General features: G+C 73.6%; 13 protein-coding genes. 11 read left to right on the plus strand and 2 right to left on the minus strand.

Annotated elements, in window-relative coordinates:
• Positions 1-73: 73 nt before the first annotated feature.
• The gene (locus IG74_RS0132435) at positions 74-1,294 is read right to left on the minus strand and encodes a DMT family transporter (RefSeq protein WP_030684531.1); all 1,221 of its coding nucleotides are present in this window, start codon (positions 1,292-1,294) and stop codon (positions 74-76) included.
• Positions 1,295-1,533: 239 nt separating this feature from the next.
• On the opposite strand from IG74_RS0132435, the gene IG74_RS0132440 reads away from it, so the two are divergent.
• From IG74_RS0132440 to IG74_RS0132480, 9 genes are all read left to right on the plus strand, one after another.
• A complete protein-coding gene (locus IG74_RS0132440; RefSeq protein WP_199818915.1) occupies positions 1,534-2,283 on the plus strand; it encodes a (2Fe-2S)-binding protein in 750 nt (249 codons plus the stop codon).
• Positions 2,284-2,320: 37 nt separating this feature from the next.
• Positions 2,321-3,508, plus strand: coding sequence for a glycogen synthase (gene glgA / locus IG74_RS0132445; protein ID WP_030684535.1), 1,188 nt, complete (start codon positions 2,321-2,323; stop codon positions 3,506-3,508).
• A 90-nt stretch (positions 3,509-3,598) separates the two neighbouring features.
• Entirely contained in the window at positions 3,599-4,819 is a 1,221-nt protein-coding gene (gene glgC / locus IG74_RS0132450; RefSeq protein WP_030684536.1) for a glucose-1-phosphate adenylyltransferase, read from the plus strand.
• A gap of 204 nt (positions 4,820-5,023) precedes the next feature.
• A complete protein-coding gene (locus tag IG74_RS0132455) occupies positions 5,024-6,034 on the plus strand; it encodes a Gfo/Idh/MocA family protein (RefSeq protein WP_030684537.1) in 1,011 nt (336 codons plus the stop codon).
• Complete coding sequence (locus tag IG74_RS0132460; RefSeq protein WP_030684538.1) at positions 6,031-7,026, plus strand: Gfo/Idh/MocA family protein; 996 nt, start codon at positions 6,031-6,033, stop codon at positions 7,024-7,026. Before IG74_RS0132455 ends, IG74_RS0132460 begins: the two co-directional genes overlap by 4 nt.
• A gap of 82 nt (positions 7,027-7,108) precedes the next feature.
• Positions 7,109-7,672 (plus strand): NADPH-dependent FMN reductase, encoded by a 564-nt coding sequence (locus tag IG74_RS0132465; protein ID WP_030684539.1) that lies wholly within the window; start codon positions 7,109-7,111, stop codon positions 7,670-7,672.
• 28 nt (positions 7,673-7,700) lie between these two features.
• Positions 7,701-8,993, plus strand: a complete 1,293-nt coding sequence (locus IG74_RS0132470) for a cytochrome P450 (protein WP_030684541.1) — start codon at positions 7,701-7,703, stop codon at positions 8,991-8,993.
• Positions 8,994-9,288: 295 nt separating this feature from the next.
• Positions 9,289-9,987, plus strand: coding sequence for a class I SAM-dependent methyltransferase (locus IG74_RS0132475; protein WP_051855790.1), 699 nt, complete (start codon positions 9,289-9,291; stop codon positions 9,985-9,987).
• Positions 9,988-10,019: 32 nt separating this feature from the next.
• A complete protein-coding gene (locus IG74_RS0132480; RefSeq protein WP_030684543.1) occupies positions 10,020-11,225 on the plus strand; it encodes a cytochrome P450 in 1,206 nt (401 codons plus the stop codon).
• A 100-nt stretch (positions 11,226-11,325) separates the two neighbouring features.
• Here the strand turns inward: IG74_RS0132480 and IG74_RS0132485 are convergent, their stop codons facing one another.
• Positions 11,326-12,564: a phthiocerol/phthiodiolone dimycocerosyl transferase family protein gene (locus IG74_RS0132485; RefSeq protein WP_030684545.1), complete on the minus strand. Its 1,239-nt coding sequence runs from the start codon at positions 12,562-12,564 to the stop codon at positions 11,326-11,328.
• A gap of 420 nt (positions 12,565-12,984) precedes the next feature.
• On the opposite strand from IG74_RS0132485, the gene IG74_RS0132490 reads away from it, so the two are divergent.
• Together IG74_RS0132490 and IG74_RS52865 are read left to right on the plus strand one after the other, a co-directional pair.
• Positions 12,985-14,178, plus strand: coding sequence for a cytochrome P450 (locus IG74_RS0132490; RefSeq protein ID WP_030684546.1), 1,194 nt, complete (start codon positions 12,985-12,987; stop codon positions 14,176-14,178).
• Between the two features lie 42 nt (positions 14,179-14,220).
• Positions 14,221-19,311 (plus strand): type I polyketide synthase (locus IG74_RS52865; RefSeq protein WP_199818916.1); only part of this gene is annotated, 5,091 nt, incomplete at its 3' end.

A 19,311-nucleotide genomic window follows, 5' to 3' on the forward strand; every position in this document is an offset into this window, starting at 1 on the left:
GACACACGCGTACGGGCCCCGGGTCTCGGTGAGAGGCCCGGGGCCCGTACGTACGCGTGCCGTCCGTCTTCCGCTACGCGCGTGCCGCCCTGGCGTCCGCGCGCGGGAACGTCTGCAGGACCGGTTGCATCGGCACGCCCGCGAGCCCGGCGAGGCCCTCGGGCAGGAACGACTGCTCCGGCGCGGCCTGTTCGCCCGGCCGCGACCGCGTGCCCGCGTCGGCGCCGGGGCGCTCGTCGTGGTCCGGCACGCGCTGCTCGGTGACCGTGGCCGTCTCCTCCGACGCGGCGGAGGCGGGGGAGACGGCGGCAACGGGAGAGACGGGGGAGATGGAGGAGACGGGAGAGGTGGGTGAGGCGGTCGAGGGCGTGGGGACGGAGCGGGCCACCGGCTCGGCGGCGGGCCGGTCGTCGCGGGGCGCGGCCGGTGCGGCGTCGTCCCGGGCCGCGGCCGAGGCCGCCTCCGCCCCGATGCGCTCCGTGGTCAGCAGGATAAGCCCGCCCGCGGCGACCACGCCGCAGGTCAGCGCCACCGCCGTGCCCACGGCTCCGTAGCGGAAGGATTCTCCGAACAGGGTGAGGCCGACCGCGGCCGCTATCACCGGGTTCACCACGGTCACCGTGGACAGCGGCGCCGCGAGGCCCGCGCCCCGGTAGGAGGCCTGGGACAGCAGGAGTCCGGCGACCGCGAGCACCGCGATCACCGCGAGGCTCGGCACCTGCCGGGTCAGCGGCTCGTGGGCGTCCCAGTCCACCGCGACCGTCTTCGTGAAGACCGAGGAGATGCCGAAGGCGATGCCCGCCGCTGTGGCGAGCAGCACGCTGCGCACCGCCGGGTGCCGGTGCGCCGCGTGCGCGAGCAGCATCAGGCAGACCACGGCCCCGCCCGTGCCGAGCGCGAGCATGACGCGCTCGGTGTCGGCCAGGGACCGGGAGTCGGCGGCCTGCGTCAGCGAGAGCAGGCCCGCCAGGCCCAGGGTGGCCATGAGGGCGCCGCGCCAGGCGGTGGCACCGGCCTTGCGGCGCACGAACATCGCCGCCATCGGCAGGGCGAACACGATCGTCAGGGCGCCCAGGGGCTGCACCAGGCTCAGCGGCCCGTAGGCGAGCGCCACGACGTGCAGCAGCCCGCCGAGGCCGTTCAGGACCACCGCGACCCACCACACGCCGCGGCGCAGCGGCGCGTACTGGTGCTGCGAGGCCGTCGCCGCCACCTGCTCCTGGAGGATCGCCCCGCCCGCGTACGCCACGGCGGAGACGAGGGAGAGCAGGACGGACAGCGCGAGGGCGCTCATGAGGCGCTCCACCGGTGAGGGCAGCGCCGGTCGGCCCGGTACGTGTCGTGCCCGTACGTCCGGTACGAACGGTGCGGCGTGCGGTCGGCTTCCATGTTCACCACAATGTCGCGCGAAGCGCGGCAAGTCGTCGTCCCTGAGCAGTCAATCCGTCCTACTACCGATGGAGTACGACCTCCCGTATGTCCTCCCCAGGTCTGGTTACCCACGAGGTCGGGGGCTTCTGATGTACTGCTGCGGTGACAGCTCGCAGCCCTGACATCGCCTGGGACGTGGTCGGATCCGTCGGCGGCTTCTTCGCCCTGCGGACGGGGGAGCCGCCGGGTCGGACACTCCCCATGGTCGCACGCGTGTACGAGATCGGCAGGGTGGTCACGGAGGGTGACCCGCTGTCCTTCCGCGTCACCAAGGTCGCCGCCCGGCTCGCCGCTCCCGAGCCGCGCGTCGCGGCCTCCATCGCCCACCTCGGCCTCGCCGCCCGCCTGTGGTCCCTCGCGCTCGGCCCGGCCGCCCTGTACGGGCGCGTGCCCGACCTCGACCCGCGGCGGCTGCGCTGGGACGCCGACGGCAGCTCGCCGGACGACCTGTGGCTCAGCGGCGACCGCACCTTCCCCGCCGACGCCGCGCGCATCCGGGAAGTCGTCCTGGAAGGCCACCTCGCGCCGCTCGCGGCCGCCCTGCGCGCCCGCTACCGGATCTCCCCCGCCCTCCTGCGCGGCAACGCGGGCTCGGCCCTCGCGGGCGCCGCCCGCGAACTGCACGCCTGGGCGGAGCGCACCGGCCGCCCCGAGGCGGGACGGCGGGCACTCGCCCTCGCCACCGAACTCTTCACCGCGCCGGAGCTGCGCGGCACCGGCACCCTGGACGGCACCGCGTTCCGGCGGCGCAGCTGCTGCCTGTACTACCGCTGTCCGAACGGCGGCCTGTGCGGCGACTGTTGCTTCGACCGGCCGCCGCAGCGGTCTTCCCTCGAAGCGCCCGCTGGGTGACCATGAGGGGGCCGGCCGACGACGGGGGGCTCCGCTCGTGAAAGTGGGACTGCTCACCCGCGAGTACCCGCCGGACGTCTACGGCGGCGCGGGCGTCCACGTCGAGTTCCTCGCCCGCGAGCTGCGCGCCCTGACCGACCTCGACGTCCACTGCTGGGGCACCGACACCCACCGCGTGGCCGCCGCCGACGCGGCGGTGCGCCACCGCGCGTGGAGCGCCCTCGACACCGCCAACGACGCGCTGCGCACCCTGTCCGTCGACCTCGCCATGGCGGCCGCGCTCGACGGCCGCGACCTCGTGCACACCCACACCTGGTACGCCAACCTCGCCGGCCACGTCGGCAAGCTCCTGCACGGCATCCCGCACGTCATGACCTCGCACTCCCTGGAGCCGCTGCGCCCCTGGAAGGCCGAGCAACTGGGCGGCGGCTACGCCGTGTCGAGCTGGGCCGAGCGCACCGCCGTCGAGGCCGCCGACGCCGTCATCGCCGTCTCCGGCGCCATGCGCGAGGACATCCTCGCCTGCTATCCGGCCGTCGACCCCGCGAAGGTGCGCGTCGTCCACAACGGCATCGACACCGAGCTGTACCGCCCGGACCCGGGCACCAGCGCCCTCGTCCGGCACGGCGTCGACCCCACCCGCCCGTACGTGCTGTTCGTCGGCCGCATCACCCGGCAGAAGGGCGTGCCCCACCTGCTGCGCGCGGCCCGGTGCCTGGAGCCCGGCGTCCAGCTGGTGCTGTGCGCGGGCGCGCCCGACACCCCGGAGATCGACCGGGAGTTCCGCGCCCTGTTCGAAGAGCTGAGCCGCGCCCGCGCCGGCGTCCACTGGATCCCGCGCATGCTGCCGCGCCCCGAGGTCGTGCAACTCCTCAGCCACGCGGCGGTGTTCGCGTGCCCCTCGGTGTACGAGCCGCTCGGCATCGTCAATCTGGAGGCCATGGCCTGCGGCACGGCCGTCGTCGCCTCGCGCGTCGGCGGCATCCCGGAGGTCGTGGCGGACGGCACGACCGGACTCCTCGTGCCCTACGACCGGCACGACGAGGAGCGCTTCGAGCACGACCTCGGTCTGCTCCTGAACCACCTGGCCGCCGATCCGCGCCGGGCGGCGGCCATGGGCGCGGCCGGACGCTACCGGGCCAGGCGCGAGTTCGGCTGGGGCACGGTGGCCCGGCGCACGGTCGAGGTGTACGAGGACGTACTGGGCGTGCTCAAGGCAACGTAAGCGGGCACACGGACACTCGGGGGCGTCCGCACGCCCCCGCCACCCGGCCGAGGAACGGTCCGGGCCCACAGGGCGGTAGAGGGGGCGGCGATGCGCGGCGGACCTTCGGTGCTGGGGATCGTCCTGGCGGGCGGCGCGGGCAAGCGGCTGCTGCCGCTCACCGCCGACCGCGCGAAACCGGCGGTGACCTTCGGCGGCACCTACCGCCTCGTCGACTTCGTGCTCTCCAACCTCGTCAACGGCGACGTCCTGCGCATCTGCGTCCTCACGCAGTACAAGTCGCACTCCCTGGACCGGCACGTGTCCACCACCTGGCGCATGTCGAGCCTGCTCGGCAACTACGTCACGCCGGTGCCCGCCCAGCAGCGCCTCGGGCCGCGCTGGTACCTGGGCAGCGCGGACGCGATCCTGCAGTCCCTGAACCTCGTCCACGACGAACAGCCCCACTACGTCGCGGTGTTCGGCGCCGACCACGTGTACCGCATGGACCCCCGGCAGATGCTGGAGCAGCACGTCGAGTCCGGCGCGGGCGTCACCGTCGCCGGGATCCGCGTGCCGCGCGCGGACGCCCGGCAGTTCGGCGTCATCACCCCGGCACGCGACGGCACGCTCGTGGAGCGCTTCCTGGAGAAGCCGCAGGACCCGCCGGGGCTCCCGGGGGCCCCGCACCAGGTGTACGCCTCCATGGGCAACTACATCTTCACCACCAAGGCCCTCGTGGACGCCCTGCGGCAGGACGCCGATGACGAGGACTCGGCGCACGACATGGGCGGCTCCATCCTGCCGATGCTCACCGAGCGCGGCCTGGCCCAGGTGTACGACTTCGACGGCAACCACGTGCCGGGGGAGACCGCACGGGACCACGGCTACTGGCGCGACGTCGGCACGCTCGACGCGTACTACGAGGCGCACATGGACCTGATCTCCGACCAGCCCGTGTTCAACCTCGACAACCGCTGCTGGCCCATCTACACCCACCCCGGCCAGCTCCCGCCCGCCAAGTTCTGCGCGGGCGGCATCGCCGGGGAGTCGATCGTCAGTCCCGGCTGCGTCATCCGCGGCCAGGTCACGCGGTCCGTGCTCTCGCCCGGCGTCACCGTCGAGGAGGGCGCGGTCGTCCAGGGCTCGGTCCTCCACGACAACGTGCGCGTGGGCCGGGGCGCGGTGGTGCGCGGCGCCGTCCTGGACAAGAACGTGGACGTCCCGCCCGGCGCCACGATCGGCGTGAACCCGGAGCGGGACGCCGAGCTGTACACGGTCTCGCGGGCCGGGGTCATCGCCCTCGGCAAGGGGCAGTGCGTACCGGAGTGACCGGAGCGGCCGGGGCGACCAGAGCGGTCGGGGCGGCCGGGGCGCGGGGACGGCCCGGCGGAGACTACCCACGCTGGTGATGGTTCCGGCGGGCGGTGAGGGCGAGACTGAGCGCACTTCAGACCCGCAGTGCGTCGGCAGCCGTGCCGGGAGCGACGTCGCCGGCCTGCTCGCCACGGCAGCACTCCACTCGAAGGACCTCACTTGACGGAAACAAGAGCTGGGGATTCCGCGCGGCCGCTGGAGGTGGCCCTGATCGGCGCCGGACTGATCGCGCGGCTGCACCTCGACGCCTGGATCAGCACGGGGGCGTCCGTGCGCGTCCACTCCAAGGACGGCCGCGCCCCCGACCTGGCACGCGCCTGCGGCGCGCGGGCCGTCGACACCCTCGACGAGGCGCTGGACGGCGCGGACGTCGTGGACATCTGCTCCCCGACGAGCAGCCACCACGAGATCGCCATGGCCGCCGTCGCGGCGGGCGTCGGCATCGTGTGCGAGAAGCCGCTGGCCGCCGACGTGACGGAGGCCGAGGAGATCGTCACCGCGGCGGAGCGGGCCGGGGTGCGGCTCTGCCCGACCCACAACGCCCGCTTCGCCCCGGCGTTCGCCCGGCTCCACGACCTGGTCGCGGCGGGCGGAATCGGCGCGGGCGCGGTCGCCACGTTCGACGTCGCCGGATACCACCCGCGGCCCTGGACCGGCCGCGCCTCCGCGCGGTCGGGAGGCATCCTGACCGACCAGATGCTGCACGGCGTCGACATCGCCTACTGGATCTTCGGGGACGTCGTCCGCGTGCACGCCCACTACCAGGGGCAGCTCACCGCCCCGGCCCCCGAGGGCGCCTTCGCGGTCGGCACCGCCGTCCTCACCCACGCCGACGGCGCGCTCAGCCGGATCGTGAGCCGCTGGACGGCGACGCCGGACCCGCCCATCCGCGTCGCCTACCACGTCTCGGGCACGGGCGGCACGGTGCTCCACGACTCCGAATGGCCCCAGGAGATCAAGGTGTTCGGCGGCGCGGGCGGGGCCTTCGCCCCGCACGGGGAATCGCCGTTCCTCGCCGAGATCCGCGAGTTCTCCCGGGCGTTCCAGGGCGGCCCAGAGCCCCGCCTCGGCCCCCGCGACGCGCTGGCCGCCGTCCGCATCACCCAGGCCGCCGCCGAGTCCGCGAGCTCGGGCCGGGCCGTGGAACTGCCCGTGAAGGGGGCCGCATGAAGGTCGCAGTGCTCTCGCTCGCCCACGAACGCGCCGCGGCGTACGCCCGGCTGCTGCGCGCCATGCCAGGCGTCGACCTGCTCGTCGCGGACCCCGAAGGAGCGCCGGACGAGCAGGGCCGGGGGCAGGCCGCGGCCCGGCGGCTCGACGCGGCGTACGCGGGCAGCTGGGACAAGGCGTTCGCGCTGCGCCCCGACGCCGTCGTCGTCACGAGCGAGGTCGCCCGCCGCCGTGAACTGGTCGAGCGCGCCGCCGAGATCGGCGCCCACGTCCTGTGCGAGCGGCCGCAGGCGGACACGGAAGCGGACGCCGATGCCATGGTGCGCGCCTGCGAGGACGCCGGGGTGCGGCTGACCCTCGCGGCACCGGCCTGCTTCAGCCCGGCGCTCGCCGCCGTGCGCGCACAGCTCGCCGACGGCGCGGCCATCGGCCCGCTCACCACCGTCCACGGCACGTACTACGGCCCCGGCGACCGGGCGGCCGGCGGAGCGCTGCGCACCCACGCGCCCGTCCTGCTCGACCTGGTGGACACCGTGCTCGACGGCGCACCCGCGGCGCAGGTCTACGCCCAGTCGAACAGCGTCCTCAGCGGCGACCCGGACGTCGAGAGCGCGGCCCTGCTCACCCTGCGCTTCGCCGACGGGACGGTCGCGGCCCTCGACTGCGGCTGGAGCCCGCCGGGGAACCACCGAGCAGCCGCGGGACCCACCCTGACCTTCATCGGCGAGCGGGGAAGCGTCGAGTTCACCACCCGCCCGAAGCTGCTCGGCGGATTCGACTCCGGCACGGCCCGCGAGCGGTGGACCACGGCCGTGAGCGACCCGTACGCGGTCATGCTCGACGCCTTCGTCGCCTCGGTCGCAACCGGCCGCGGGACCGGGCCCGACGGCGCGACCGGCGTGCGTACCCTCCGGGTGATCAGGGCAGCCTACGAGTCGGCACGCACCGGTGAGCCCGTTGACGTTGCCGTACCGCAGCCCGTACGGCCGTAGCGGACCCGCTCGGTCCATCCTCATCGGAGGGGTGCGCGGCGCACGCGCCCGCACCCCTCCGCCGCGACAGGGAGAGACGCGCATGACAAGGATCGGGATCATCCTCGGCACCACCCGCCCCGGCCGCGTCGGACCCCAGGTCGCCCAGTGGGTCGAGAAGGCGGCCCGGACGCGCGGCGACGCGGACTTCGAACTCGTCGACCTCGCCGACTTCGACCTGCCGCTCTTCGACGAGCCGCGCTCCCCGCGCATGGGCGCCTATGAGCACGCCCACACCCGCGCCTGGAGCGCCAAGATCGCCGAACTCGACGGCTTCGTGTTCGTCACCCCCGAGTACAACTGGTCGATCCCGGCCGCGCTCAAGAACGCCATCGACTTCGTCTACAACGAGTGGAACAACAAGGCGGCGGCCTTCGTCGGCTACGGAGCAAGCGCCAACGGCGTCCGGGCCGTCGAGCACCTGCGCGCCATCGCCGCAGCGGTCCAGCTCTCGCCCGTGTACACACAGGTCAACCTGTCGCTCCTGACCGACTTCGAGCAGTACGAGACCTTCACCCCCGCCGAGCGCCACGACGCCGCGCTCCAGCGGATGCTCAGCGAACTGATCACCCGGACCCATACGCTCGCGCCCCTTCGCCGGGCGTGAACCACCGCACGTGCAAGGAGGACCACCGATGAGCCTGCCGACCGCGGCTCCCGCCACCGGGCCCACGCCGCCGGACGACACCACCCCCTCGGTCTACCGATTGCCCTTTCCGCCCGGGTTCACCGAGCGCAGCGGCTGCCCCTTCGACCCGCCCCCCATGCTCCGCGACCACCACGACCAGGGCGAGGTGCGCGAGATCGCCCTGACCGACGGCGGCACCGGCTGGCTCGTCACCGGGTACGAGGAGGGCCGCACGCTGCTCAGCGACCCCCGGCTCAGCTCCGACCGGCTGCGCAACCCGCTGGTCGTGAAGCTGCCGGCGGAGCTGCGCGCCCAGCTCATGGCCGACGAGGCGGTCGCGGGCAACTTCATCGCCATGGACCCGCCCGACCACACCCGCTACCGCAAGATGCTGACCCGGCAGTTCACGCTGCGCCGGGTGCGGCAGCTGGAGCCGCGGATCCTGGAGATCGTCACCGAGCGCATCGACGCCATGCTCGCCCGCGGCAACAGCGCCGACCTCGTCAAGGACTTCGGCCTCGCGGTGCCGTCCCTGGTGATCTGCGAACTGCTCGGGGTGGCCTACGAGGAGCGCGGGGAGTTCCAGGCCCGCACCGAGGAACTGCTCAACCTGGACATCCCGTTCGAGAAGCAGCTGGCCGCCCTCGACGAGCTGCGGAAGTTCATCCTCGGCCAGGTGCGGCGCAAGCGCGCGACCCCCACCGACGACATGCTGTCCGACCTCATCCGCTCCGACACCGAACCGCCGCTCACCGACGAGGAAGTCGTCGGCATGGCCAACCTGCTGCTCGTCGGCGGCCACGAGACGACCGCGAACATGCTGTCCCTCGGCACCTTCGCCCTCCTGGAGCACCCCGAGCAGTTCAGGGCCCTGCGCGACCGCCCCGAACTCATGGACGGGGCGGTCGAGGAGCTGCTGCGCTATCTGTCCATCGTCCACCACGGCCTGCTGCGCACCACCACCGAGGACGTCGAGATCGCGGGGCGGACCATTCCCGCGGAGTCCCTGGTCATCATCTCGGTGTCCGAGGCGAACCGGGATCCGCGCCACTACGACAGCCCGGCCGCCCTCGACGTGAGCCGCCCGCGCAGGACCCACCTCGCCTTCGGGCACGGCATCCACCAGTGCATCGGCCAGCAGCTCGCCCGCAGCGAGATGACCATCGCCTTCCCCGAACTGCTGCGGCGGCTGCCCGGCCTCCGCCTCGCCGTCCCGGCCGACGAGGTGCCGCTGCGCGAGAAGATGGCCGTGTACGGCCTGCACAGCCTGCCGGTGACCTGGGACGCGCCCGACGCGTAGGCGTCTCGCACGCGTCGTCCTACCGCGTACGGCTCTCCCGTGCACCGCTCTCCCGTACGCCCTCCCCTCCGTACGCCCTTCCCCGCCCTCCCGCACGGAATAGGGCGTACGGAAATGCCGTACAAACACGCGCCGTGCAAAAGCGGAATTCCGCGGCGGCCGCGCGCGGCCGGAATTCCGGTGAATTCCGGAGCGCCGGGGAAAATTACCAGGTTGAGGGGTGCTCCTAGGGGCCGCCGCTGCCTCACCCTGGGAGACGTCACCAGCCAATCGTCGACGACAGGGACGGACCGGGATGACCGACGACAACGCATACCAGCACTTCGACGCGACCACCCTGGACTACGAACGCGCGTATCGGACCAGCTCCCTGGTGGAGGGCGTGGTGCTGGAGCGGATGCCCTGGGACATCGGCGGACCGCAGCCGGTCCTGGTCGAACTGGAAAGGGCGGGCCGGGTGTCCGGCGACGTCCTCGACATCGGCAGCGGCGTGGGTGACAACGCGATCCACCTGGCCCGGTGCGGCTATCGCGTGACCGGCCTCGACGTCGCGCCCACCGCCGTGGAGAAGGCGCGCGCCCGGGCCGCGGAGAAGGGCGCCGACGTCACCTTCGCCGTCGGCAACGCGACGAGCCTGGACGGCTACGAGAACCAGTTCGACACGGTGACCAGCAGCCTCGTCTTCCACTGCTTCGGGCCGAAGCAGCGCCGCGCGTACGCGGACGCCATCGCACGGGTCCTGCGGCCCGGCGGGCGGCTGCTCCAGTGGTGCTCCCGCGGCGCCGCTGCCGGTCCCGAGCCGATCACCGAGGAGACCATCAGGGACGCCTTCAGCGGCCCCGGCTGGTCCATCACCACGCTCCGCGCGCAGCACCTGACGACGACCGTCCTGGACGAGCCCCTGCGCAAGGACTACGAGGGAGGGCAGCTCGACACCGACGACAGCGGGGCCACGCTGCTGCCGATCTGGCTCCTCGAGGCGGCGCGCGACTGAGCGCCCCCGGACCCGCGCACGAGGGTGCCGACATGACCGAGACGCCCGCCACGCCGACGGGCCTGCCCACCGCCCGCGCGGCCGGCTGCCCGTTCGACCCGCCCCCCGGCCTCGCCGCGCTGCGCGACCGGGCCCCGCTGACCCGCATGGAGTTCCCGAACGGCCACGTCGGCTGGCTGGCCACGGGTCACGCGGTGGTGCGCGCCGTGCTCGCCGACCCGCGCTTCAGCCACCGCAACGACAGGAGGCACTGGCCCCTGGCCGACATCGGCCGGGGGTTCCCGCCGCTGCCCGGCGACATGCTCCACATCGACCCGCCGGACCACACGCGCTACCGGAAGCTGCTCGCCGGCAAGTTCACCATGCGCCGGATGCGCCGGCTCACCGGCAGCGCCCAGGAGATCGTCGCGGGCAAGCTGGACGCCATGGAGCGGCACGGCGGCCCGCTGGACCTGCTGGAGTTCTTCGCCCGCCCCGTGCCGACGCTGATGGTCTGCGCCCTGCTCGGCGTGCCGCTCCAGGACCGCGCCACCTTCCACCCGCCGGTCCGCGGGACCGACGACGCCGCAGCCGTGGAGGCGGACGTCGCCGCGTACGTCGAGATGACGTACGCCGACATGCAGGAGTACTTCCGGAAGCTGGTGGCGGCCAAGCGTGCCGCGCCCGCCGACGACCTGCTGAGCGATCTGACCACGTCCGACCTCACCGAGGACGAACTGGTGGGCCTGTGCGCCGTCATGATGCACGCGGGCGTCGACTCGACCTCGAACATGCTGGCCCTGGGCACGTGGGCGCTCCTGGAGCGCCCGGACCAACTGGCGGCCCTGCGCGAGCGGCCGGACCTCGCCGACCGTGCCGTCGAGGAGCTGATGCGCTACATGAGCGTCGTGCACACCGGCTCCCGCGCGGCGCTGGAGGACGTCGAACTGGCCGGGGAGGTCGTCAGGGCCGGTGAGTCGGTGGCGTTCTCGGTGCAGGCCGCCAACCGTGACCCGGCCCGCTTCGCCGACCCGGACACGCTCGACATCCGGCGCGGTGCCGTGGGGCACCTGGGGTTCGGGTACGGCGTGCACCAGTGCCTGGGGATGCAGTTGGCGCGCGTCGAGATGCGCGTGGCCTTCCCGGCCCTGTTCGCGCGGTTCCCCGCCCTGCGCCTCGCGGTGCCCGCCGGGGACGTACCGATGCGGGACGACCTGGTCATCCCTTACGGGGTGCACCGGCTGCCGGTCACCTGGTAGGTGACGGGCCGCCGCGTGACGCTGCCGGAGCCCCTGGCATCGGGGCTCCGGCAGCGTCGTGTTCGTGTGTGTGGTGGTGTGTGGGGGGCGTGGGTGGTGGTCAGGCCTGCGACGTCAGGCGGTTCAGCACCTGCCGCAGGCAGTCCAGACGCCTCGGCAGCTCCGCGTCCCCCTCGGGCCACGCCAGGTCGATCCCTATGCGGCGGTCGAAGGTGGTGGCCACATAGCCGCCGATGGCCGCGAACTCGCCGGGGGCCACCTTCCTGCGCGAGGAGGAGTGGAAGTTGGTGAGGAGCAGGCCGTCCGGCGTCCGCAGGGTCGGCACGACGCCCCAGTTCGACACGCTCACCACGGCGGGAGCCGGGCCCGCGGCGCGCGGCTTCGCGTGCGGCGCGGGCTGGGTGACCATGTCCAGGAGGCTGCGCTGGATGGAGCCGTCGGCGAGGCCCGCCCGCAGCCGCTCGCCGAGCGCCCTGCCGATGGCGACGGCGCTGGGTTCGACGTCGTCGGCGGCCTTGAACAGGCCGCCCCCGACGACGTTCGTCCCCTCGGTCGGGCCGATCGGGGGAGTGAGGCGGTTGCGCAGGTTCACCGTGTACCGGAACAGCAGCTCGGACACCGGCAGGCCCCGGACCTCGGCCTCGACGAGGAGGACGGCGCCCGAGAGGAGGCCGTTGAGCGTCACCTGCTCGCGGTGGCCGAGCTCCGCGAGCGCCGTCGTCTGATCCTCGCTCAGGCGGTGCTGCACCACGTGCCGGACTATCGGGATCCGTGCGGAGGCGGGCAGTTCGGTCACGGTCTTCAACGGCGCCGACGCGCCGCCTTCGCCGGACGCGGCCCGGTGGATGCCGCGCTCGGCGAGAAGGTCCTCGAGGGACCGCGGGTACGGCCGGCGCGGCAGGTCGACGGACGCGCCCCGGACCACGTCGGCGTAGCAGGCCCACAGGGCCGAGAGCAGCTCGATGGAGTGGTGGGCGTCGGCGATGCTGTGATGGGTCAGCAGGGTCACGCTCGCCTCGCTGCCGTCGCGCACCACGTTGAGCGCGCTCAGCATCCGGTACTCGTCCAACTCCACGCCGGTCAGCGGGTGGTCGGGGTCGCCCGCGCAGATCTGGACCTCGGGCGGGGCGCCGGACTCCACGAAGGCGAGCCCGCCGTCGTCGGCCACGAGCCGGGCGGCGAGCTGCGGATGCGCGCGGCACACCGCCGCGTAGGCGGTCCGCAGCGCAGCCGGATCCAGTCGGCCGACGGTACGCACCGTGTAGCCCACGTACATCTCCACGTCGGCATAGATTTTCTCGGTGGGTGTCAGCGCACGCTGAATTGCAGCTGTCGTCATGAATGAATGGCCCTTCCGCCGACGCCCGGCATGTCCGAAGCCTGATCATTTTTGCCCACGGGGTACGGCGGGGCCATCACCAACGTGAGTAGTCTCCGTAAGGCCGCGGCCCGTCCCGCTCGTCGACGGGCGTCCCGCCGCCCCTGCACTCCCCGGCCGCCGGAACCGTTTCCCCACCCCTATGACCAACGGGCGCTAGCCGTCGCCGACTTGGCCACCCCGGCCCTACCAGGTTGGGGGATTCCGCGCCGACACCGCTCGACTAGCCTGGCCACAGAGATTCAAGCAGCATGCGCGCGGTGCGCATCCCGTGTCTCCGGAATTCCGCTGCTTGGTCCATGACCCCGTGTTCGCGCCCTTGGCCGACGTTTTCGCGAGCCGCAGCGCATGCGGGACTTTACCCCGAGCGGGAGGATTTCCATGAGCGACGCGATTTCCTATGAGGTGCCGTGGGCGCGGACCCATCAGTTCGATCCTCCCGCCGTGTTCGACGCGCTGCGTGCCGAGCGGCCGCTGGCGCGCATGACCTACCCGGACGGGCACGAGGGCTGGATCGCCACCGGCCACGAAGTGGTGCGCGAGGTCCTCGGCGACCCGAGGTTCAGCCACAGCACGGAGATCGGGCACTTCCCAGTGACCCACCAAGGGCAGCTGGTGCCGAACCATCCGAAGATCCCCGGGATGTTCATCCACATGGACCCGCCCGACCACACGCGCTACCGACGGCTGCTGACCGGGGAGTTCACCGTCCGCAGGGCGAGCCGCCTGAAGGCGCGCGTGGAGGCCGTGGCCGCCGAGCAGATCGACGTGATGCGCGCGCACGGGTCGCCCGCCGACCTGGTGGAGACCTTCGCCAGGCCGCTCGTCCTGAGGGTGCTCTCCGAACTGGTCGGGCTGCCCTACGACGAGCGCGAGCACTACGAGCACGCGCCGACGCTCCTGCACGACCCGGACGCGAATCCGCAGGAAGTGGCCGCCGCTTTCGAGAAGGCGGGTGCCTTCTTCGTCGAAGTCATCGAGCGCAAGCGGAAGAATCCCGGGGACGACCTCCTCAGCCGCCTCACAGCGGACGGTCAGCTGACCACGGAAGAGCTGTGCAACATCGTCGTCCTGCTGTTGTTCGCGGGGTACGAGACCACGGAGAGCGCGCTGTCCGTCGGCGTCTTCGCGCTCCTCCACCACGCGGAACAACTGGCGGTGCTCCGCGCGGATCCGGAGAAACTCGACACCGCGGTCGAGGAACTCCTGCGCTATCTCACCGTCAACCAGTACCACACCTACCGGACCGCCCTCGAAGACATAGAGCTGAACGGTGAGACGGTCAAGAAGGGCGACACCGTGACCGTTTCGCTGCCCGCGGCCAACCGCGACCCCGCGAAATTCACCTGCCCCGAAAAACTGGACATCGGCCGCGACACCGCCGGGCACGTGGCGTTCGGCTACGGAATCCACCAGTGTCTGGGCCAGAACCTGGCCCGCGTCGAACTGCGCGCCGGAATCGCGGCTCTCCTCGGGGCATTTCCCGACCTGCGCCTCGCCGTCGCCACGGACGAGGTGCCGCTCCGGCTCAAGGGCTCCGTCTTCGCCGTGAAGGGCCTGCCCGTCTCCTGGTGAGTCCCCTTCTCCCTTTCTCCCTCCGAAAGGAACCGCGGCATCGTGCGCACCGACCTCATCAAGCCGCTGCCCGTCGCCCTCCTGGAGAACGCGGCCCGCTTCCCCGACAAGGTGGCTTTCGAGGACGACCGGCGGGCGGTCACCTACGCAGACCTTGAGGCGCGGACGCGCAGGCTCGCCGGTCACCTCGCGGACCTGGGCGTGGCCCGCGGCGACCGGGTGGCCATCTGCCTCGGCAACACCGTCTCCACGGTGGAGAGTTACCTCGCGGTCGTCCGCGCCGGCGGCATCGGCGTGCCGGTCAATCCGGCCTCGGCCCTTGCCGAACTGGAGTACGTACTGGCCGACAGCGGCGCCACGGCGGTCATGACCGACGCCGCGCAGGCGGCGCGCCTGGGGCGCTCGGCCGCCGTGGACCCCGCCACCACGCTGCTGGTGACCGGCGAGGCCCCCGAGGTGCCGGGAGCGCACGCGTACGACACACTCGCCGTCACCGAGCCGCCCGTGCCCGCCCGGGACGACCTCGGCCTCGACGACGTGGCCTGGATGTTCTACACCTCCGGGACGACCGGCAGGCCCAAGGGCGTCCTGTCGACGCAGCGCAACTGCCTGTGGTCCGTGGCCTCCTGCTACGTGCCGATACCGGGCCTCACGGACCGGGACCGGGTGCTCTGGCCGCTCCCGCTGTTCCACAGCCTCTCCCACATCGCGTGCGTCCTGTCCGTCACCGTGGTCGGCGCCACCGCCCGGATCATGGACGGCAGCTCCGCGGACGACGTGATCGAGGCGCTCCGCGAGGGCGGCGCGACGTTTCTCGCCGGGGTGCCCACCACGTACCACCACCTGGTGACGGCCGCCCGGCAGAACGGCTTCTCCGCGCCCGCCCTGCGGATCGGCCTCGTCGGCGGCGCGGTCACCGGGCCCGGCCTGCGCCGGGAGTTCGAGGACACCTTCGGCGTGCCGCTGGTCGACGCCTACGGCTCCACCGAGACCTGCGGGGCCATCACCATCAACCCGCCCGACGGCGCCCGCGTCGACGGCTCCTGCGGCCTGCCCGTGCCGGGCGTCGGCGTCCGCGTCGTCGACCCCGGCACCGGCCTCGACGTCCCCGCCGGGCAGGAGGGCGAGGTGTGGGTCAGCGGGCCGAACGTCATGGTCGGCTACCACAACAGCCCCGAGGCCACCGCCGAGGCACTGCGCGACGGCTGGTACCGGACCGGCGACCTGGCCCGGCGCGACGACGCGGGCTACTTCACCATCCGCGGCCGGATCAAGGAACTCGTCATCCGGGGCGGCGAGAACATCCACCCCGAGGAGATCGAGGCGGTCCTGCGCACCGTCGAGGGCGTCGCCGACGCGGCCGTCGCGGGCGCACCGCACGCGACGCTCGGGGAGGTGCCCGTCGCGTACGTGGTCCCCGGACCCGCCGGCTTCGACACCGCGACGCTGCTCGACCGGTGCCGCGAACGGCTCTCCGTGTACAAGGTGCCGGAGCGGATCCACGAGGTCACCGGCATCCCGCGGACCGCGTCGGGCAAGACGCGGCGGCGCCTCCTTGCCGACCGGCCGAGCAGACTGCGGTACGCGGCGAGCGGCCACCACGAGGGGCTGCTGAGCCTCGACTGGGCCTCGGTCGCGGCCCCGGCGGACCCCGGCCCCCCGGCCCGGGACTGGGCGGTGGTCGGCCCGGCGGCGGCCGGACTCGGCACGGCCCTGAAGGCCGCGGGCGCCGACGTACGGCACTACCCGGACCTGGCGGCGGTCCGGGCCGCGGCGGCCGACGAGGACGCGGCTCCCGAGGTGACGGTCGTCGTACGGCCGCCGGTAACGGGCGTCGTACGGCCGTCGGCCCCGGCGGCACCGGGGGGCGCGCGGGAGGCGATCGCCGTCGGCCGTGAGGGCGCGCGGCTGTGGGCCGACGAGCTGCGGTCCTGGCTGGAACGTCCGGAGTCGGCCGCGGCCCGCCTCGTGGTGCTCACCCGCGCCGCGGTCGTGGCCAGCGCGCAGGACGATCGGCAGGACCTGGCCGCAGCTCCGCTGTGGGCCGTCGTCCCGTCCTTCCAGGAGGGGGGTGCGGGGTCGCTCACCCTCCTGGACCTGGATGCCGACGCGGACCCGGACATCTTGTGCGCCGCGCTCGCGACAGGCGAGCCGCGGATCGCGGTGCGTGCGGGCGCCCTCCTCGCGCCGCGACCGAGTCGACTGCCGGTGGCCGACGGGCCGGGGGCGGACGGGCGGGGGACGGACGGGCCGGGGGCGGAGGCCTGGCCCGGAGCCACCGGCACGGTGGTGGTCACCGGGGCGGACACGGAGCACGGCGCGGCACTCGCGCACCGGCTCGTCACGGTCCACCAGGTGGAGAGCCTGCTCCTCGTCGACACCCCGGGGAGCGCCGGTACGCCGACCGCGCCCGCTCCCCCGGGGGCGGACATCGTCCGGGTGGCCGCAGACGGGCAGCACCCGGAGCAGCTGCGGGCCGCGCTCGCCGACCTGCCCCGTCCGGTGAGCGCGGTGGTGCACGCCGCCGACGACCCCGAACTGGCCCTGCTTCTCGACGAGATGACCGCGGCGAACGGACTCGCCGCCTTCGTCGCCGTGTCCCATACGGCCGCGCCGCTCGGCACGCCCGACCGCCTCGGGGCGGCCGTCGACGGAGCCCTGACCGAGGCGGTGGTGCGTGACCGGCGGCTGCGGAACCTGCCCGGCACGTTCCTCGCCCGGGCCGACGGGGTCGACATCCGGGCAGGAGGGGCCGACACGGCGTGGGCGGGCAGCCCGCTCCTCTCCGCGTTCGACCTCGCCCTGACCACGAACCCGCCGACGCTCCTGGCCCTCGACCCGAGCGCGCTCGCCGACAGCTCTCGACTCCCCACCCTGCTCGCGACCTTGACGGAACCGCAGCCCCGGCGGAGCGAGCCCGACGACGCCGTCGCGGCGGCCCTGCGCGAGCGCCTCGCCGCGCTGGACGAGCGTGCGCAGCGGGCGCTCCTAGAAGACCTGGTCCGTACGCGGGCCGCCGCGGTGCTGCACCGGTCAGGGTCCGAACCGATACCGTCCGACCGGGCCTTCCGCGACCTGGGCTTCACCTCGATGGCCGTCGTCGAACTGCGCAACCGGCTGACAGAGAGCACGGGCCTGCCGCTGCCCACCACCGTCGTCTTCGACCACCCCACCCCCGAGGCCCTCGCGGCCCGGCTGCGCGCCGAGATCCTCGGGGTCCCGCAGCCGGTGACCGAGCCGGTCCCGGCGGCCGACCCCGGCGAACCGCTCGCCATCGTGGGGATGGCGTGCCGGTTGCCCGGCGGCGTGGCGGGCCCAGAGGATTTGTGGCAGCTCGTGGCCGAGGGCCGGGACGCGGTGTCGGGCTTCCCCGAGGACCGCGGCTGGGACCTGGAGGGCCTGTTCGACCCGGACCCGGACCGCGCGGGCACCTCGTACACCGACCAGGGCGGCTTCCTGCGCGGGGCGGGCCTCTTCGACGCCGGGTTCTTCGGCATCTCGCCGCGCGAGGCCCTGGCGATGGACCCGCAGCAGCGGCTGCTCCTGGAAACCTCATGGGAGGCCCTGGAGCGGGCGGGCGTCGACCCCCTGTCGCTGAAGGGCTCCGACGTCGGGGTGTTCTCCGGCGTGTTCGGCCAGGGCTACGGGGCGACCGGCACCGGCGTCGTCGCACCCGAGGTGGAGGGCTTCGCCAGCACGGGCTCGGCGGGCAGCGTGGCCTCGGGCCGGGTGTCGTACGTGTTCGGCTTCGAGGGCCCGGCCGTCACGGTGGACACGGCGTGCTCGTCGTCCCTCGTGGCGATCCACCTGGCCGCGCAGGCGCTGCGGCAGGGCGAGTGCTCGATGGCCCTCGCCGGTGGCGCGACGGTGATGGCGACGCCGGGCACCTTCGTGGAGTTCTCCCGGCAGCGGGCCCTCGCGCCCGACGGCCGGTGCAAGGCGTTCTCGTCGTCGGCGGACGGCACCGGCTGGGCCGAGGGCGCGGGCGTAGTGGTCCTTGAGCGCCTGTCGGTGGCGCGGGAACGCGGCCACCACGTCCTGGCCGTGCTGCGCGGCAGCGCGGTGAACCAGGACGGCGCCTCCAACGGCCTCACTGCCCCCAACGGTCCCTCACAGCAGCGCGTCATCCGCAGGGCGCTCGCAGGCGCCGGGCTCGCGCCGGCCGACGTGGACGCGGTGGAGGCCCACGGGACCGGCACGGCCCTCGGCGACCCGATCGAGGCCCAGGCGCTCCTGGCGACGTACGGACAGGACCGGGACCCGCAACAGCCCCTGTGGCTCGGCTCGTTGAAGTCGAACCTCGGGCACACGCAGGCCGCCGCCGGTGTCTCCGGTGTGATCAAGATGGTGCAGGCGCTGCGGCACGGCGTCCTCCCGGCGACCCTCCACGTGGCCGCGCCCACCCCCCAGGTCGACTGGTCGGCGGGCGCGGTGGAACTCCTCACCGAGGCGCGGGAGTGGCCGCGCAACGGGCGTCCCCGGCGGGCGGGGGTGTCGTCGTTCGGTGTGAGCGGGACGAACGCGCACGTGATCCTGGAGGAGGCCCCCGAGGAGCCGGTCCAGGCAGGGGCTGCTTCCGCGAGCGCGGTGCCGTTGGTGGTGTCGGCGCGGAGCCCGAGGTCGCTGGCGGGGCAGGCCGGTCGTCTCGTGTCGTACGTGGAGTCCGGCGCCGACGGGGTGTCGCTGGCGGGCGCGGCCCGGGCCTTGGTGTCGGGTCGGGCCGTCCTCGGCGAGCGTGCCGTGGTGGTGGCCGACTCGGGCGAGGAGGCGCTGGCCGGGCTGCGGGCGCTCGCGCGGGGCGAGAGCGGACCGAACCTGGTGACCGGCAGCGGAGGTGTGCCGGGCAAGGTGGTGTGGGTGTTCCCCGGGCAGGGTTCGCAGTGGGTGGGCATGGGGCGCGAACTCCTCGATTCCTCTTCGGTGTTCGTCGAGCGGGTCGCGGAGTGTGCTGCCGCTTTGGAGCGGTGGGTGGACTGGTCGCTTGTCGACGTCCTACGGGGTGAGGTCGAGCCCGCGCTGCTTGAGCGGGTGGACGTGGTGCAGCCCGCGAGCTTTGCGGTGATGGTGGGGTTGGCGGCGGTGTGGGCGTCTGTGGGTGTCGAGCCTGATGCGGTGCTCGGTCACTCGCAGGGT

The organism is Streptomyces sp. NRRL B-1347, assembly GCF_000720325.1.
Taxonomy (GTDB): Bacteria; Actinomycetota; Actinomycetes; order Streptomycetales; family Streptomycetaceae; genus Streptomyces.

Coding starts and splice junctions, on each gene's coding strand:
- IG74_RS0132435 (WP_030684531.1), bottom strand. CDS start 1,294: ATGAGCGCCCTCGCGCTGTCCGTCCTGCTCTCCCTCGTCTCCGCCGTG.
- glgC (WP_030684536.1), top strand. CDS start 3,599: ATGCGCGGCGGACCTTCGGTGCTGGGGATCGTCCTGGCGGGCGGCGCG.
- IG74_RS0132460 (WP_030684538.1), top strand. CDS start 6,031: ATGAAGGTCGCAGTGCTCTCGCTCGCCCACGAACGCGCCGCGGCGTAC.
- IG74_RS0132465 (WP_030684539.1), top strand. CDS start 7,109: ATGACAAGGATCGGGATCATCCTCGGCACCACCCGCCCCGGCCGCGTC.
- IG74_RS0132470 (WP_030684541.1), top strand. CDS start 7,701: ATGAGCCTGCCGACCGCGGCTCCCGCCACCGGGCCCACGCCGCCGGAC.
- IG74_RS0132475 (WP_051855790.1), top strand. CDS start 9,289: ATGACCGACGACAACGCATACCAGCACTTCGACGCGACCACCCTGGAC.
- IG74_RS0132480 (WP_030684543.1), top strand. CDS start 10,020: ATGACCGAGACGCCCGCCACGCCGACGGGCCTGCCCACCGCCCGCGCG.
- IG74_RS0132485 (WP_030684545.1), bottom strand. CDS start 12,564: ATGACGACAGCTGCAATTCAGCGTGCGCTGACACCCACCGAGAAAATC.
- IG74_RS0132490 (WP_030684546.1), top strand. CDS start 12,985: ATGAGCGACGCGATTTCCTATGAGGTGCCGTGGGCGCGGACCCATCAG.